The 14,533-nt window shown below is 35.9% G+C and carries 15 protein-coding genes, 1 other RNA gene and 1 pseudogene; 15 read left to right on the forward strand and 2 right to left on the reverse strand.

The features are described from left to right. Nucleotides 1–26: 26 nt before the first annotated feature. On the reverse strand, nt 27–248 hold the full coding sequence (locus VXM77_RS01410) for a ferrous iron transport protein A (RefSeq protein WP_262950982.1): 222 nt from the start codon (nt 246–248) through the stop codon (nt 27–29). 393 nt (nt 249–641) lie between these two features. Here VXM77_RS01410 and VXM77_RS01415 point away from each other — a divergent pair, with 393 nt between their 5' ends. Next, nucleotides 642–1,010 carry a metal-dependent transcriptional regulator gene (locus VXM77_RS01415; RefSeq protein ID WP_262950980.1) on the forward strand — a complete coding sequence of 123 codons (369 nt, stop codon included), beginning with the start codon at nt 642–644 and terminating at the stop codon, nt 1,008–1,010. A 124-nt stretch (nt 1,011–1,134) separates the two neighbouring features. Here VXM77_RS01415 and VXM77_RS01420 read toward each other — a convergent pair whose 3' ends face one another. Further along, nucleotides 1,135–1,347 (reverse strand): heavy metal-associated domain-containing protein, encoded by a 213-nt coding sequence (locus VXM77_RS01420; protein ID WP_161832381.1) that lies wholly within the window; start codon nt 1,345–1,347, stop codon nt 1,135–1,137. Nucleotides 1,348–1,442: 95 nt separating this feature from the next. On the opposite strand from VXM77_RS01420, the gene tadA reads away from it, so the two are divergent. The 14 genes and pseudogenes from tadA (at nt 1,443) to rpsI (ending at nt 14,417) form a co-directional block, all read left to right on the forward strand. After that, nucleotides 1,443–1,931 carry a tRNA adenosine(34) deaminase TadA gene (tadA, locus tag VXM77_RS01425; RefSeq protein WP_262950978.1) on the forward strand — a complete coding sequence of 163 codons (489 nt, stop codon included), beginning with the start codon at nt 1,443–1,445 and terminating at the stop codon, nt 1,929–1,931. Nucleotides 1,932–1,963: 32 nt separating this feature from the next. Further along, nucleotides 1,964–2,059: signal recognition particle sRNA small type (ffs, locus tag VXM77_RS01430), an RNA gene on the forward strand. Nucleotides 2,060–2,168: 109 nt separating this feature from the next. Continuing rightward, nucleotides 2,169–2,861, forward strand: coding sequence for a response regulator transcription factor (locus VXM77_RS01435; RefSeq protein WP_161832379.1), 693 nt, complete (start codon nt 2,169–2,171; stop codon nt 2,859–2,861). Next, on the forward strand, nt 2,854–4,188 hold the full coding sequence (locus VXM77_RS01440) for an ATP-binding protein (RefSeq protein ID WP_262950974.1): 1,335 nt from the start codon (nt 2,854–2,856) through the stop codon (nt 4,186–4,188). Before VXM77_RS01435 ends, VXM77_RS01440 begins: the two co-directional genes overlap by 8 nt. 170 nt (nt 4,189–4,358) lie before the next feature. Next, complete coding sequence (locus VXM77_RS01445) at nt 4,359–5,261, forward strand: substrate-binding domain-containing protein (protein WP_262950972.1); 903 nt, start codon at nt 4,359–4,361, stop codon at nt 5,259–5,261. Between the two features lie 204 nt (nt 5,262–5,465). Continuing rightward, complete coding sequence (pstC, locus tag VXM77_RS01450; RefSeq protein WP_161832377.1) at nt 5,466–6,371, forward strand: phosphate ABC transporter permease subunit PstC; 906 nt, start codon at nt 5,466–5,468, stop codon at nt 6,369–6,371. Continuing rightward, on the forward strand, nt 6,371–7,537 hold the full coding sequence (gene pstA, locus VXM77_RS01455; RefSeq protein ID WP_262950971.1) for a phosphate ABC transporter permease PstA: 1,167 nt from the start codon (nt 6,371–6,373) through the stop codon (nt 7,535–7,537). The genes pstC and pstA overlap by 1 nt, the downstream gene beginning before the upstream one ends. 14 nt (nt 7,538–7,551) lie before the next feature. Beyond that, a pseudogene (pstB, locus tag VXM77_RS01460) lies at nt 7,552–8,305 on the forward strand (phosphate ABC transporter ATP-binding protein PstB). A 15-nt stretch (nt 8,306–8,320) separates the two neighbouring features. Then, nucleotides 8,321–8,986, forward strand: coding sequence for a phosphate signaling complex protein PhoU (gene phoU / locus VXM77_RS01465; RefSeq protein WP_161832374.1), 666 nt, complete (start codon nt 8,321–8,323; stop codon nt 8,984–8,986). Between the two features lie 1,019 nt (nt 8,987–10,005). After that, entirely contained in the window at nt 10,006–11,811 is a 1,806-nt protein-coding gene (dnaX, locus tag VXM77_RS01470) for a DNA polymerase III subunit gamma/tau (RefSeq protein ID WP_338506737.1), read from the forward strand. 14 nt (nt 11,812–11,825) lie between these two features. Continuing rightward, nucleotides 11,826–12,131 (forward strand): YbaB/EbfC family nucleoid-associated protein, encoded by a 306-nt coding sequence (locus VXM77_RS01475; RefSeq protein ID WP_161832371.1) that lies wholly within the window; start codon nt 11,826–11,828, stop codon nt 12,129–12,131. Between the two features lie 9 nt (nt 12,132–12,140). After that, nucleotides 12,141–12,743 (forward strand): recombination mediator RecR, encoded by a 603-nt coding sequence (gene recR / locus VXM77_RS01480; RefSeq protein WP_161832370.1) that lies wholly within the window; start codon nt 12,141–12,143, stop codon nt 12,741–12,743. A gap of 825 nt (nt 12,744–13,568) precedes the next feature. Next, entirely contained in the window at nt 13,569–14,006 is a 438-nt protein-coding gene (gene rplM / locus VXM77_RS01485; RefSeq protein WP_161832930.1) for a 50S ribosomal protein L13, read from the forward strand. Nucleotides 14,007–14,027: 21 nt separating this feature from the next. After that, nucleotides 14,028–14,417, forward strand: a complete 390-nt coding sequence (gene rpsI, locus VXM77_RS01490; protein WP_055244296.1) for a 30S ribosomal protein S9 — start codon at nt 14,028–14,030, stop codon at nt 14,415–14,417. Nucleotides 14,418–14,533: the final 116 nt, after the last annotated feature.

Here is a 14,533-nt window from a genome sequence, read left to right on the forward strand (position 1 = left end):
ATTCCCCCTTTTTTAATGGCTATTAACTATTTAACGATAATATTTTCGGCGTCTTCCTTACGTAAAGATAGTTCATACCCTCGAACAGTGACCTCGATGGGATCTCCTAGTGGAGCTACTTTTCTTAAATAAATAGAGGTTCCCTTTGTAATTCCCATATCCATAATTCGACGTCGAAGGGCTCCCATACCATTTAATTTTGTTACAATGGCTGTCTCACCTATTTTTACATCCTTTAAAGTTTTCATTTTCATTCCTCCTAAAATACTTTTTGGGGTCCACGTGAATTAGAAGTTAATGTTAGTCTAAGTATTCATACCTAATCATTAAGAAGAAAATCTTTTCTTACAGTGGACACAAAATGATTGAAAAGATTTTAACCTGTGCATAAACAGAATTTATCTGTTAATACGCACTTCTCGTTTTTACGAGTTAGACAGTGTTAACCGAGCTCTTTTCTTTTATGTTAACATAATTAGGAAATGGTTAGCAAGTGCTAACTGAGATAATTCAGTATATGTCGAGTAATAATGATATATTCCATTACCTATTCATCTGATAAGAAGTATAAAAGTTGAAGAAATGAGGAATATTATGCTAAGATTATAACGATATTTAGATTTTATTAATTAGGGGGGCATATGAAATTACAAGAATCGGGTGAAAATTATTTAGAAACTATTTACCTATTAAATGAAAAAAATGGCTTTGTTCGTTCAATCGATGTAGCTAATGAATTGAATTTTTCTAAACCGAGTATTAGTCGGGCAATGCGAATCTTAAAGGAAGCAGGATTTATCTTGATTGAAAGAAATGGTCAAATTCGTTTAACCGAAGCGGGTTATCATCGAGCCAAAGCGATTTATGAACGTCATTGTTTGATTAAAGATTTTTTAATAAAGACCCTTCAGATTAGTGATGATCTAGCTGATAAGGATGCCTGTCGAATTGAACATGTTATAAGTGATGAAACATTTGAGCAGATGAAACGTCTATTTCAAAAAGAATAATTAAAAAGAGCAAGAATGATGGAACGGTCATTCTTGCTCTTTTGATATTAAAGTATCATTGATTTTACTCTACTTCCCCACGAAGTGAGAGCTCAAACCTAGTAACGAAAGTGTAAAAATAAGTTTAGCGAACGGTATAACCGAGATGATTAAAAGCATCTAAAATATATTTAGGCGATCCAATCCCCTCATTGTAATGAACAGAAATTAATTTTAAAGATAAATTAATATCTAATTTCTCCACCCCGTCTAAATTAGTTTCAAAATAATCTCTAATTTTTTTTTCATCCTCATTCGAACTTAAGTTATCCACGTTTAACATAAAAGTTTTAGCCATCATCCTCACCTCAGACTTTCTTTATCACTTAGTCTTGATAACCTCTTTATTTTATCATAGAATAAATTAAAAAAGAACTAATAACGGGTGATTATATGGAGCATCTTGAGTTTATGCAACAGGCAATTGAAGAATCAAAGAAAGCGCAAACCATTGGAGAGGTACCAATTGGTGCGGTTATTGTCAAAGATGATAAAATTATAGCGCGAGCGCATAATCTACGTGAAACAAGTCAGTTATCTACAGCCCATGCTGAATTATTGGCAATCCATGAAGCGAATAAAGCTTTAGGGTCATGGCGGTTGGAAGAATGTACACTTTATGTGACATTGGAACCTTGCCCCATGTGTGCGGGGGCAATTGTTCAATCGAGAATTCCGAAAGTTGTTTATGGCGCAAAGGATCCGAAAGGTGGATGCTGTGGGACTATTTATAATTTGTTAGAAGAGCAGCAGTTCAATCATCAGTGTGAAGTAATTTCTGGTGTAATGGAAGAGGAGTGCGGTCAGTTACTCACGACTTTTTTTAAAGAATTAAGACAGAAAAAAAAACGAAATAAGATTGACAAGCAAGAGACTAATTGATATACTAAATGTGTATCAATTGAAACTCTCTTTTGGTACCCTTATTCAATAGGACGGTGTGAACCAGGTCAGGACAGGAATGTAGCAGCCTTAAGCATTTAGTTTTATGTGGGTGAGGGTACCAAAGGAGAGTTTTTTTTATTAGCTCAACCTTGGTATCTTAACAGAATTTTAACAAACCGTTCGTTGGGTGTATGATAGAATAAAGGGAAGAAATGAACCTTGGAGGTATGCGTGATGGGAAAAAGGGTATTAGTAGTGGAGGACGAACTTTCTATTCAGAGAATTTTACAATACGATTTAATGCAGTCAGGTTTTATAGTTGATTTAGCATCAGATGGAGAAGAGGGGCTACAAAAGGCACGTCGAAATTCCTATGATGTGATGATATTAGATGTTATGCTACCTAAACGGGATGGTTTCTCAGTATGCAAGGAATTAAGAAAAGAGGAAAATCCAGTCTATATTGTCATGTTATCTGCACGCGATGATGAATTTGATCGGGTAATGGGACTTGATGTTGGAGCCGATGACTATATGACTAAGCCCTTTTCGTCTCGTGAGGTAGTTTCAAAGGTAAAAGCTATTATGCGCAGAAAGGGAATGCATCATCAGAAGGCGTGTACAGAACGTTTAAGTTATCAACAACTAATCTTAGACCAACGCCGTTTTGAAGTCTTAATCAATGAAGAGGTTATCGATTTTACGCTTAAAGAGTACGAATTGTTAGAATTTTTAATTCACCATCAGGGGCAAGCTTTATCACGTAATTTATTATTAGACCGACTTTGGGGATATGAGTATGATGGAGATACACGTATTGTTGATGTTCACATCTTTAAAATTAGGGAAAAATTAAAACCTTATGGGATTAAAATTAAAACCATACGTGGAATTGGATATATGCTAGAGGATGAGAAAAATGATTAAGACTCGCCATGAATTACTTTCATTTTATTTATTGTGTACAATTTTGCTTTTTGTAAATATTGGAACGTCTAATGATGGACAGATTACCTTTGTCTTTTTAATGATGTTACTGATTGTTATGATTTCCCAATATCGTCGTTCGATGATTTATTTAAAGCAATTGAAGCGATATGATGAGGTGGCGTTATTAGTTCAGGAGAAGAATGATTATAGTAGTATTCGTCCTCTTGTGATTGAGCAACAGGAGGTTGTCGGTGTTCAATATAATCAATTGATGCGGTTTATTCATCAACAAGAATTCAGAAATAAAAGGAATATGCAAATTCTGAATATTATTACTAATAATATTCAAGATCCCATTGTTATTTTAAATATTCATGGGGAGTTAGAGTACGCGAACAATCAATTTAAGGAATGGGTTCATATGACTGCGTTAAAGAAACTGTCGTTTTATGATGTAAAAAATGAGCCTATTCGAAAAATTCTCGAGGATGCGCTTATTTGTGAAAAAACTCGAAAAAAGCAACTTAAGATTCATAATAAGTACTATAGTTCAGTCGCACATCCAATCTTTGATGAACAAGGGGATTTTAATGGGGTTGTTGTTTTATTCTATGATATTTCTGATTTGAAAAAATACGAAAATTTACAAAAGGAATTCTTTAGTAACGTTTCGCATGAATTAAAGACTCCGATTAGCGCTATTAAAGGGTGTAGTGAAATTCTTTTAAATGGTGGGTTAAAAGATCAAGCAATTTGTGAAGAGTTTTTAACCATTATTCAAAATGAAAATTTGCGAATTGAACGATTAGTTAAAGATCTTCTATTAATTAACCGATATGAACACGATCAAATTAAACATCAAACACAGCGTTTAGAAGTAAACTATCTATTAAATGATTGCATCCAAAATGTACAAACAATAGCTAATCTTAAGCATCAGACGATTGATTTTGTTGAGGAAAAAAAATATTGGGTCGAGGGGGATTATACGAAGCTACAGCATTGCTTTTTAAACCTTTTAACGAATGCCATTCATTATTCTCCTGATGAGACGCAAATACAAATTAAGGTATCCGAAAAGTCAACCTTTATAGAGATAAGCGTGATTGACCATGGAATTGGTATTCCACCGGAGGATCTTCCGCATATTTTTGAACGTTTTTATCGTGTGGATAAAGCAAGGTCTCGCCATACAGGCGGGACAGGACTTGGCCTGTCTATTGTGGCGTCCATTATCGAAGCCCATCATGGAGCGATTCAAGTGCAGAGTGAATTAAATAAGGGAAGTTGTTTTACGGTTCAGTTACCTAAACTTTTGAAGTAACCTTTACGGTTTTTTTCTGATAAATCTTTATTTAACAGGGAAAAGTCGACCAATGGAGGTTGCTTTTTTTTGTTCATGGAGTTTTAACGAACTCTTAACAGAAAATTAATATTTCACATGTTTATTTATATTACAATGGATCTATCAAAAGAGATGTAAATGGAGGCGTGATGAATTTGAAAAAATTATTATCTTTAGTTGCGGTTGCAACGGTATCTTTAACAGTAGTTGCTTGCGAGGGGCAAAAACCTGCCGAATCAGTTGAAACACCAGCATTGAAGGAAGGGGCAATTGATGTCGTTAGTCGTGAGGCGGGGTCAGGAACGCGTCAGGCTTTCGAAGAAATTATCGGTTTTAATGGCGAAGGTCAGACACCGTTAACGAAAAGTGCAACAATTAAGGATGGAAATGGAGTTGTTGCAACATATGTATCAGAAAATGAGCAATCACTAGGATATATTTCCTTTGTTACCTTACAAGAAAATGAAGGAAAGATTGAAGGATTAACAGTGGATGGGGTAGAGGCGACGCCGGAAAATGTTTTAAGTGGAGCATATGCGGTAGCTAGACCTTTTGAAATGGTGTATATGGATCAAAATTTAACAGAAGTGGAACGTGCATTTATTGAGTTTGCTGCTTCACAAGAGGGACTAGAAATTTTAGATGCTAATGGAACTATTGTGGATAAATCAGCGGCAGAGGCTTTTGATATGACAAAATACAATCAATTATCTGGAAATTTAATGATGGGGGGATCAACGTCGACGGAGGCTGTTGTTAAAGCATTGGCAGATGAGTTTTGTGCCTTATTTCCAAAAGTGACCTATGAATACAACGCAACGGGTTCAAGTGCTGGGGTAAAAAATGCCATTGATGGAACTTATAAATTAGGATTTGCTTCACGTGAAATTAAAGATTCAGAGTTAGAATCAGGAATTCAAACAACAACTTTATGTATGGATGGAATTGCATTAGTTGTAAATCCAGAAAATGATGTAGAAGATATTTCAACGGAGCAAATTAAAGACGTGTATACAGGAACGATTACAGAGTGGTCGGTATTAACAAAATAATTAAAAAAGGAATTACTCAGCGAGGGGTAATTCCTTTTTTGTAGAAATAATCCAGGGGTTATTTGTTAACTAGAAATGTTAAGGAATTGTTAACAAGCGTTAACTTTATGTTAACAAAATAAGAAAAATAGAAGGATGATGTTACAATGTCCGTGTAGAGAAAAAGCGTTAAATTTTAATTTAACTGGGTGGAGGCGTTGAAACGTGAAAAAGGATATGAGTTTAAATAGGCGAAGAGTGTTCGTTGAAAAATTCTTCCATGGGTTGTTTTTACTGGCGGCACTGATTGCTGTATTGAGCGTCGCATTAATTATTATATTTATTTTTGGGAAGGGGTTGGCTCCATTCTTTAGTGGGAATGAATATGGAACCTACTCATTTATTGATTTTATAAGGGGGCTTAAATGGACGCCGCAAAGTGGAGAATACGGCATTGGATATATGATTGTTAACTCTATTTTTGCGACTTTCGGTGCCATTTTACTAGGAGTACCTATTGCCTTATTAACGGCTGTTTTTATTGCTGAAATTGCTCCTAAACGTATTGCGGGAATGGTGCGACCAGCGATTGAGTTATTGGCAGCTATCCCATCGGTATTATATGGGGTGTTTGGTTTTGCAGTGATCACACCACTTGTAAAACAGATTTCACCATATCCAACAGGAGATTCTCTAATAGCCGTTATTATTGTTTTGACAATTATGATTTTGCCAACGATTGTGGCAGTCGTTGAGACGGCGATTCGAGCGGTTCCTAAAAGTTATAAAGAAGGATCATTAGCGCTAGGTGCATCAAAAATACAAACCATTTTTAAGGTAACATTACCCGCTGCGCGATCAGGAATTTTAACGGGGATCATTTTAGGAGTAGGACGTGCGATTGGGGAAACAATGGCGGTTATTTTAGTCGCGGGAAATCCTGAGTCGGGAATTGCGACAACCATTTTTGACCGCGTCCGTTTATTGACAACAAATATTGCTTTAGAGCAAGGTTATGCGGCGAAGCTTCATGAACAAATGTTATTTTCAACCGCGGTTGTTTTATTTATCTTTATCATGATTATCAATTTAGTTTTAGCGCGTATTCAAAAAAAAGGAGGTGATTGCTAATGTCTCGAAAAATAAAGGATCAGTTATGCACAATGCTTATTTGGCTAGCGGCTACTTTTTCAGTAGGGGTCTTAGTCTTAGTGGTTGGTTTTATTTTCTCTAAAGGTTGGTCTAAGATTTCGGTAGATTTCTTATTTAATGACTATGAGTCAAAGACTCAGTACGTTAATCTTGAAAGTAATCAGGTATATATCGCTCCATCTTCCCTTTCAGCGGATGCACTGTTTTTAGAAAACTTAGGGGCAGCACTTGAATTAAATGGCGATCATTACGAGGTTGTTTGGATTGATAAGGAATCACCATTAAAAGAGGCAACTAATAATGCGGATGAGAAGGTGAGAATTAATAAGGGAGACCACATCCAACAAATTAAGGTTCCGGGAAAAAGCTTAACATTAGATGAGACGGTGGATAAGGAAGAGGTTATTCAATTTTTGGGCGATGCTAATACGTTGGTGATGAAAGTCATGTCTACCGGGGGTGGAATTTTCCCAATGATTATTTCAACCTTACTTTTAGTGTTCGTAGCCCTCCTTTTCTCTGCACCCATTGGAATTTTAGCAGCGATTTATTTAGTGGAGTATGCAAAACCAGGAAGGTTAGTGAATACCATTCGATTTGCAACTGAGATCTTAGCAGGAATTCCGTCGGTTGTTTATGGATTGTTTGGAATGCTTATGTTTGTAAATACCCTGAATTTAGGTATGTCCATTTTAGCGGGAGGGTTAACCCTTACAATTTTATTATTACCGACGATGATGAGGACAACAGAAGAGGCTTTAAAGGTTGTGCCAATGAGTTATCGTGAGGCTTCTTACGGACTAGGAGCGAATAAAATTCAAACCTTATCTAAAGTTGTTTTACCGAGTGCAATTCCGGGAATCTTGGTTGGGATTATTTTATCAATTGGTCGAATTATCGGGGAATCTGCGGCCTTATTATTTACAATTGGGACATTTGCAAAGTTACCGGTAAATCCTTCAACTGGAAGCTTCTCGCTGTTTGAAACAGGGACTTCACTCACTGTTCGTGCGTATATCGAAGTCAAGGAATCTGGAAATGTCGAAATGGCAGCAGCCATTGGAATTGTTATTCTTATTGTTGTGTTTACCCTTAATATACTGTCGAGATTAGTTGCGAAGAAATTTAGTAAAGTTAATGACTAGGAGTGTGAAGAAAGATGAAGCCAAAATTCAGTGTATCGGATTTAAATTTATTTTATGGAAACTTTCAGGCCTTACATCAAATTAATATAGAAATTCCCTCAAACCAAGTAACGGCCCTAATTGGTCCTTCAGGTTGTGGGAAGTCAACCTTTTTAAGAACATTAAATCGAATGAACGATCTTGTAGATACGGCGAAAATTACTGGGGAGATTCAATTAGATGGAGAAAATATTTATTCAGATATTGATGTGATGAAGTTAAGAACGCGTGTGGGGATGGTTTTTCAAAAGCCAAACCCGTTTCCAATGAGTATTTATGATAATATTGCGTATGGTCCACGATGCCAAGGGGTTAAGGATAAAAATCGACTTGATGAAATCGTTGAGAAGTCTTTACGTGGGGCTGCGCTATGGGACGAGGTTAAGGATAGGCTAAACAAATCAGCAATGGGATTGTCTGGGGGACAACAACAACGTCTTTGCATCGCGCGAGCGATTGCAATGGAGCCAGAAGTAATTCTAATGGATGAGCCGACATCGGCGCTGGACCCGATTGCAACCAAAAAGGTAGAGGAGTTAATGGAACAATTAAAAGAGAAGTATACGATTGTTATTGGTCACTCACTCTATGCAACAAGCGGCACGTATTTCAGATAAGACGGCATTTTTCCTGATGGGGGAACTAATTGAATTTGATGATACGAATAAAGTTTTTACAAATCCACAGGATAAGCGAACAGAAGATTATATTACTGGACGTTTTGGATAAGAGGGGGAATTTGGAATGAAAAAGACAAGACTTGAGACAGATTACGAGGTACTACTGCAAGAGGTGAATCAATTATCACAGTTGACTATTCAGGCTTATGAACAAACACTATTAGCTTTAAAGACATTAGACCTAGAAATCGCCCTGACGATTCTTAAAAAGGATCAAAAGATTGATAATTTATCAGAAGAAATCGTGGAAGAGGCCACGATTGTTATTATTCGTCAACAGCCTGTAGCCAGTGATTTACGAAAAATCTTAATGATTATGAGATTAGCGACTGAATATGAGAGAATTGCAGACTATACGAAAAATTTAGCAGAATACATTATTTTAATTAAACAAAAGGAATCATTAGAACATTACGAAAAAAATGTGGATAAACTTGTTTATATGATAGAATTGGTAATTAAAATGTTAACGCTCGTTATTGAAGGATTAAAAGAAGAAAATAAAACAAAAGTCAAGGAAGCGGCGGATTTAGATAAAAAGGTGGATGAGGTTTATAATGAGTTGATGGCTTCGTTGATTACTCATATTCAAGTGGTCGACGGAAAAGTATTCGGAACTGCGTATGCTATTTTAATCAATAAATATATTGAGCGTGCGGGGGACCATGTGACCAATATTGCTGAAGAAGTTTTATATGCGCTTAAGGGGCATCGTTACCATCTGAACTAAATAATGAAAGGCAGTTCAATTAAATTGAACTGCCTTTCATTATGGAGACGACGGAGATTTTCATCATAATATTTTGGCGAATATATAATAAAGGATTGTTTCATCTTAGAAAACTACGTGTCAAATATTCAACCTAAACACGGGGAGAGGTATTAGTAGATTAAATGTTTGCATCGGGTTTAAGGAGAATTTATCAGAAGGATGTTAAAGTTTATCAAGGAGGGGCTTTATTGACTTTAAATTATTTCACTTTATGTCATTTAGGAGAATATCCGGGAATTTTCTTGTTTACCGGTTCGACTTTGGAGGGACATCTGCGGGGGACATTAAATTCCTAAGGGGAGTTGATTGATGAGAAGTAAAGAGCACTTGAAACCCATCACAATGCGCTGTCCCTTTTCTTTTGAGGGGGGTGATTATACAGGAAGTAAAGAAAAATAAGAGAGAATCGATCAAATGCTAGCTGTAAAAAGTGTGTTTGTGAAGGTATTAAAGAGAGCGTCTTTAAGAGTAATCCTGATAGAGAGAGTACATTTATAAGGGCTGAGTAATTGGTGTCTAGTTTTCCGATAAACACGAGTTGAGCCCCAAAATAACAAAGGATATTAATAAAGCTCCCTAAAAATAAACTGGGGTAATAGGACAAACCCATAAAGAGTAGATAGAGAAGCACATGGATTCTGGCCTGTAACCTACCTTTACTCAAATAAATAATCACAAAAACAGAAGTAATCCAAAATCCCCTACAATTAACAATATCAGATAAACTCCAAAATGTATTTGGAGAAAATGGCCTCAGATAGGCGGTAAGAAATCCGATTAAAGCTCCGGAACTACAGTAAGTTATTAATTTCATCTAAAAGGAACTTCTTTTCTATTAAATGTATAACCAGTGTAGTACCAAGTTGTGGATAAATCTTTACTTTATTTTTAGAAAAGTGCAACAAGTGCTCAGACATTGTTAATAATGTATGATATAATCAAAATTATTTTTAAACTAGAAAGTTAGGAGTCTTTTTATGTCATATCATGCCCTATATCGTGCTTACCGCCCACAAAAGTTTAGCGACGTTGTGGGGCAGAAGCATATTGTTAGAACGATTCAAAACGCTTTAAAACATAATCGATTATCACACGCTTATTTATTCTGCGGTCCACGGGGAACGGGAAAGACATCGATTGCGAAAGTTATTGCCAAGGCAGTCAACTGTATCCACTTTCCAACGGATGAACCTTGTAATGAGTGTGCAAATTGTCAGACGATTACGAATGGATCCAATGCTGACGTTTTTGAAATTGACGCCGCGAGTAACAATGGTGTGGATGAAATTCGTGAAATTAGAGACAAGGTGAAATATGCGCCGACAACGGGGCGTTATAAAGTATATATTATTGACGAAGTTCACATGCTATCCACAGGGGCATTTAATGCACTACTAAAGACGTTAGAGGAGCCTCCAAAACATGTCATCTTTATTTTAGCGACAACTGAACCACATAAAATTCCACCAACGATTATTTCACGATGCCAACGTTTTGATTTTAAACAAATCTCCATTCAAGAAATTACAGATCACTTGATTGAAATTACTAAACAGCAAAACATGGATTACGACGAAGAGGCTATTAAATTAATTGCCCAATTATCTGAGGGGGGAATGCGAGATGCCCTTAGTCTGTTAGACCAGGTTATTTCTTATTCGAATCAAAAGATTTTATTAGAAGATGTCCATGCGCTTAGCGGGACGATCTCTAATCATCAATTATTGCAACTTATTCACGCTATCTATGAACGTGATTTTTCGTCGGCGATTGACTTGATAAAAGAACTGATCGAGGTTGGAAAAGAACCAAGTCGTATTATTGATGGGATGATTATGGTTTATCGGGATATCCTTGTTTATCAAAAGTCACAAAAGAGTGTTTCAGACAGTTTAGTCAATCACTCTACGTTTACACAACTTGCAAATCAGTTGATTTCAACTCATATCGTAGAATACCTATTTAAATTAAATAAAATTCAGTCAGAATTGAAGTACTCTAATCATCCTGAACTGATTCTTGAAATTGGGCTACTTGGTTTAGCAGATGAGGAGCCTTCATCGGATGTAGATAACAAGAATGAATATCAGATTCAAATTGAAGAATTAAAAGCTGAGATTAAAACTTTAAAAAATTTAATTAAAAAGGTGGAATCAACCGGAGGTAGTGGATTAAGGGAACCGCGGATTAATAAAAATGAATCACAATTTAAGATGGACTTATTTAATAAATCAGAACCTATTGAAATTCATCTTCCAAAAGAACCGGATCCCATCATTTTACCTGAACATGTGCCACAAACGATGCTAACCATTGAGCGAGTTTTATCCAAAGCCACTCGGGAAGCAAGGGATCATGTGTTACAAAAGTGGACTCAACTAAATCCATTAATTATGCCAGAACACCGGGATGTCATTGTACTTTTAAAGGATGGTCACGTTGTTGCGGCATCCGAAGAAGGGTTTATTTTAACCTATAAGCATGAACCTGGCTGTAAGAGGTTGTTGAGGGAAGATAATAAGAAGGTGGCGGAGCAAATCGTCGCTTATCTTTTTGGACACCCCTATTCATTTAGTGTCATGCCAGAATCATTTTGGTTAGAACAAAGACAAAGCTATATTGAACAGAAAAAAAGCGGGATTGAGCCGAGCTTAAAACAATATAGTCAGGACCTAAAAAATGTGATAAATTATAATAATGAAGAACAAACTAAAGATGATAGCTTAGTAGATAACATGATTCAAATGTTTGGAGCCGATTTAGTTAATATAATTGATGAATAGGAGTAGTGAAGAGTATGAACCCAATGATGATGAAGAAAATTCAAAAAATGCAACGTGATATGATGAAGGCACAACAAGAGATTGAACAATCAGTGTTTACAGGAAGTGCAGCGGGTGGAATGGTGACGGTTGAAGCGACGGGAACAAAGCAAATTAATAAAATTAATATTAATCCATCTGTTGTTGATCCTGAAGATGTAGAGATGTTAGAAGATGTCATCTTATTAGCTTTAAATGATGCATTACGCCAAGTTGATGAGAAAACGGAATCAACAATGGGACAATTTACAAAAGGAATGAATATTCCTGGATTATTCTAAGGAGAAATCATGCAATATCCACAACCCATTACAAAATTAATTGAAAGTTTTAGTAAGTTACCTGGTATAGGAAATAAAACGGCTGAAAGATTAGCATTCCATGTCATTAGTACGATGAAAGAAGATGATGCGACAACTTTTGCGAAGGCCCTTATAGATAGCAAACGCCAACTATTTAAATGTTCTGTATGTGGCCATATTACAGACACAGATCCATGCATTATTTGCTCGGATACTCACCGCGATCGATCAGTTATTGCGGTCGTTCAGGATCCAAAAGATGTGATTGCCATCGAAAGAATGCGTGGATTTAAGGGTCTTTATCACGTATTAAATGGTGTACTGTCACCGTTAGATGGGATGGGTCCAGAAGACATTGGAATCCCGGCCCTTATAGAACGCCTAAAAGATGAAAGTGTTAAGGAATTGATTTTAGCGTTAAGTGCAACCCTAGAAGGTGATGCTACGTCACAGTATATCGCACGGTTATTAAAAAATACTGATGTCAAAGTAACACGTATTGCCCGTGGTCTTGAAATGGGACGTTCAATTGAATATGCAGATGAAGTAACGTTAATTCGAGCTTTAGAAGGTCGAAGGGAACTGTTTTAAGAAGAGTTGTCTCTCCATGATTAGAAATGAATGGTCACGGGGGACAACTCCTTTTTTATAGATAAGTCATATATAGGACAGCGAATTTAATAATAAAACATAATACGAATCTTAACCGGAATCTAGATTCACCTAATGTGTATGTCTAACCTATAAATATCCTATGATATTGATGAAAGCCTCTTTGCATACAACCATGGAATAGTAAAGATATAAATGATCTAATGAAAAAAATAAATAGATAGGTTATATCACTCTTTAAGGAGACATAAAATGGACAATATGAAGGGAGGTGACTTGTTATAAGGTCAAAGGGCTTTATAACATACATATGAAAATTATGGGCTGGCTTATTAAACGATTTATCATAGGGGTATTTGCACTATATCTATTTAACATCGTCGGGGTATATTTTAGTGTATCTGTTCCTCTCAATTACATTACATCATTTATAACAGGAACACTCGGAATTCCAGGATTTATCTTAGTTTATGTTTTAACAAAAATTGTTTTAATTTGAGAGGTCGAAGACCTCTTTTTTTTACAACCAAAATTTGATTGTTCATATCTATCCATTATGATGGTATAATCAGTAGGTGAATTAAGGAGCATGGGGGATTTAGATAGTTATTCTTTTGACAACGATGAAAATTCAAAAAAAAATGTATAAAAAAGAATAATTATTTTTAAAACCACTTGAAAAAAGTATGACTATGGGGTAAAATATCTAACGGTACATTTTCTTTATTTTCACAAGAAAATTCGAGCCCCAGCGAATTTTCAATATGAAAAATAATTATAGCGAAAGAAGTAGGAGGCAGGACAATGCGTACAACATTTATGCAAAAATCTCATGAAGTAGATCGTAAATGGTATGTTGTTGACGCTGCAGATAAAACTTTAGGGCGTTTATCTACAGAAGTTGCAACACTTTTACGTGGAAAACATAAACCAACATTCACACCACATGTAGACTGTGGAGATTATGTAATCATCATCAATGCTGATAAAATCACATTATCAGGAAATAAATTAGAAAACAAATTATACTACCGTCATTCAGGATATCAAGGTGGATTAACAGTGCGTACTGCAAAAGAAATGCGCGAGAAAACACCTGAGCGTATGTTAGAATTATCTGTAAAAGGTATGTTACCAAAAGGACGTTTAGGACGTGCAATGGGTAAAAAATTATTTGTTTATGCTGGATCTGAGCATCCACATGCAGCACAAAAACCTGAAGTTTACGAACTTCGTGGATAATCAAGAGGGAGGTAACACTATATGACAGTACAATACTTAGGAACTGGTCGTCGTAAAAGTTCAGTTGCACGTGTACGTTTAGTACCTGGAACTGGTAAAGTAATTATCAACGGTCGCGAATTTGAAGATTATATTCCTTCTGCAGCAACTCGTTTAGATATCATGCAACCATTAACATTAACTGAAACTACTAATCAATATGATGTTTTAGTAAATGTTAACGGTGGAGGATTAACAGGACAAGCAGGAGCTATCCGTTTAGGGATTTCACGTGCATTATTACAAGTTGATGCTGAATACCGTGGAACATTAAAACCAATCGGATTATTAACTCGTGATTCACGCGCTAAAGAACGTAAAAAATACGGACTTAAAGCAGCTCGTCGTGCACCACAGTTCTCAAAACGTTAATTATTATTATATTTATTGGAGTCACTTCATGTGGCTCCTTTTTTAATATAGAGTGTTACTAAAAGTCTAAGTGGATATCCTAAATAAAAAGCAGTATATGTCATATCTTCTGCTCC

This window comes from Turicibacter sp. KK003 (genome assembly GCF_037014675.1).
GTDB classification, from domain to species: Bacteria; Bacillota_I; Bacilli_A; order MOL361; family Turicibacteraceae; genus Turicibacter; species Turicibacter faecis.

What these genes read in the sequence shown, in the direction of transcription:
- VXM77_RS01410 (WP_262950982.1), bottom strand. Translation starts at nt 248, where the DNA reads ATGAAAACTTTAAAGGATGTAAAAATAGGTGAGACAGCCATTGTAACA.
- VXM77_RS01415 (WP_262950980.1), top strand. Translation starts at nt 642, where the DNA reads ATGAAATTACAAGAATCGGGTGAAAATTATTTAGAAACTATTTACCTA.
- VXM77_RS01420 (WP_161832381.1), bottom strand. Translation starts at nt 1,347, where the DNA reads ATGGCTAAAACTTTTATGTTAAACGTGGATAACTTAAGTTCGAATGAG.
- tadA (WP_262950978.1), top strand. Translation starts at nt 1,443, where the DNA reads ATGGAGCATCTTGAGTTTATGCAACAGGCAATTGAAGAATCAAAGAAA.
- VXM77_RS01435 (WP_161832379.1), top strand. Translation starts at nt 2,169, where the DNA reads ATGGGAAAAAGGGTATTAGTAGTGGAGGACGAACTTTCTATTCAGAGA.
- VXM77_RS01440 (WP_262950974.1), top strand. Translation starts at nt 2,854, where the DNA reads ATGATTAAGACTCGCCATGAATTACTTTCATTTTATTTATTGTGTACA.
- VXM77_RS01445 (WP_262950972.1), top strand. Translation starts at nt 4,359, where the DNA reads ATGAATTTGAAAAAATTATTATCTTTAGTTGCGGTTGCAACGGTATCT.
- pstA (WP_262950971.1), top strand. Translation starts at nt 6,371, where the DNA reads ATGTCTCGAAAAATAAAGGATCAGTTATGCACAATGCTTATTTGGCTA.
- phoU (WP_161832374.1), top strand. Translation starts at nt 8,321, where the DNA reads ATGAAAAAGACAAGACTTGAGACAGATTACGAGGTACTACTGCAAGAG.
- dnaX (WP_338506737.1), top strand. Translation starts at nt 10,006, where the DNA reads ATGTCATATCATGCCCTATATCGTGCTTACCGCCCACAAAAGTTTAGC.
- VXM77_RS01475 (WP_161832371.1), top strand. Translation starts at nt 11,826, where the DNA reads ATGAACCCAATGATGATGAAGAAAATTCAAAAAATGCAACGTGATATG.
- recR (WP_161832370.1), top strand. Translation starts at nt 12,141, where the DNA reads ATGCAATATCCACAACCCATTACAAAATTAATTGAAAGTTTTAGTAAG.
- rplM (WP_161832930.1), top strand. Translation starts at nt 13,569, where the DNA reads ATGCGTACAACATTTATGCAAAAATCTCATGAAGTAGATCGTAAATGG.
- rpsI (WP_055244296.1), top strand. Translation starts at nt 14,028, where the DNA reads ATGACAGTACAATACTTAGGAACTGGTCGTCGTAAAAGTTCAGTTGCA.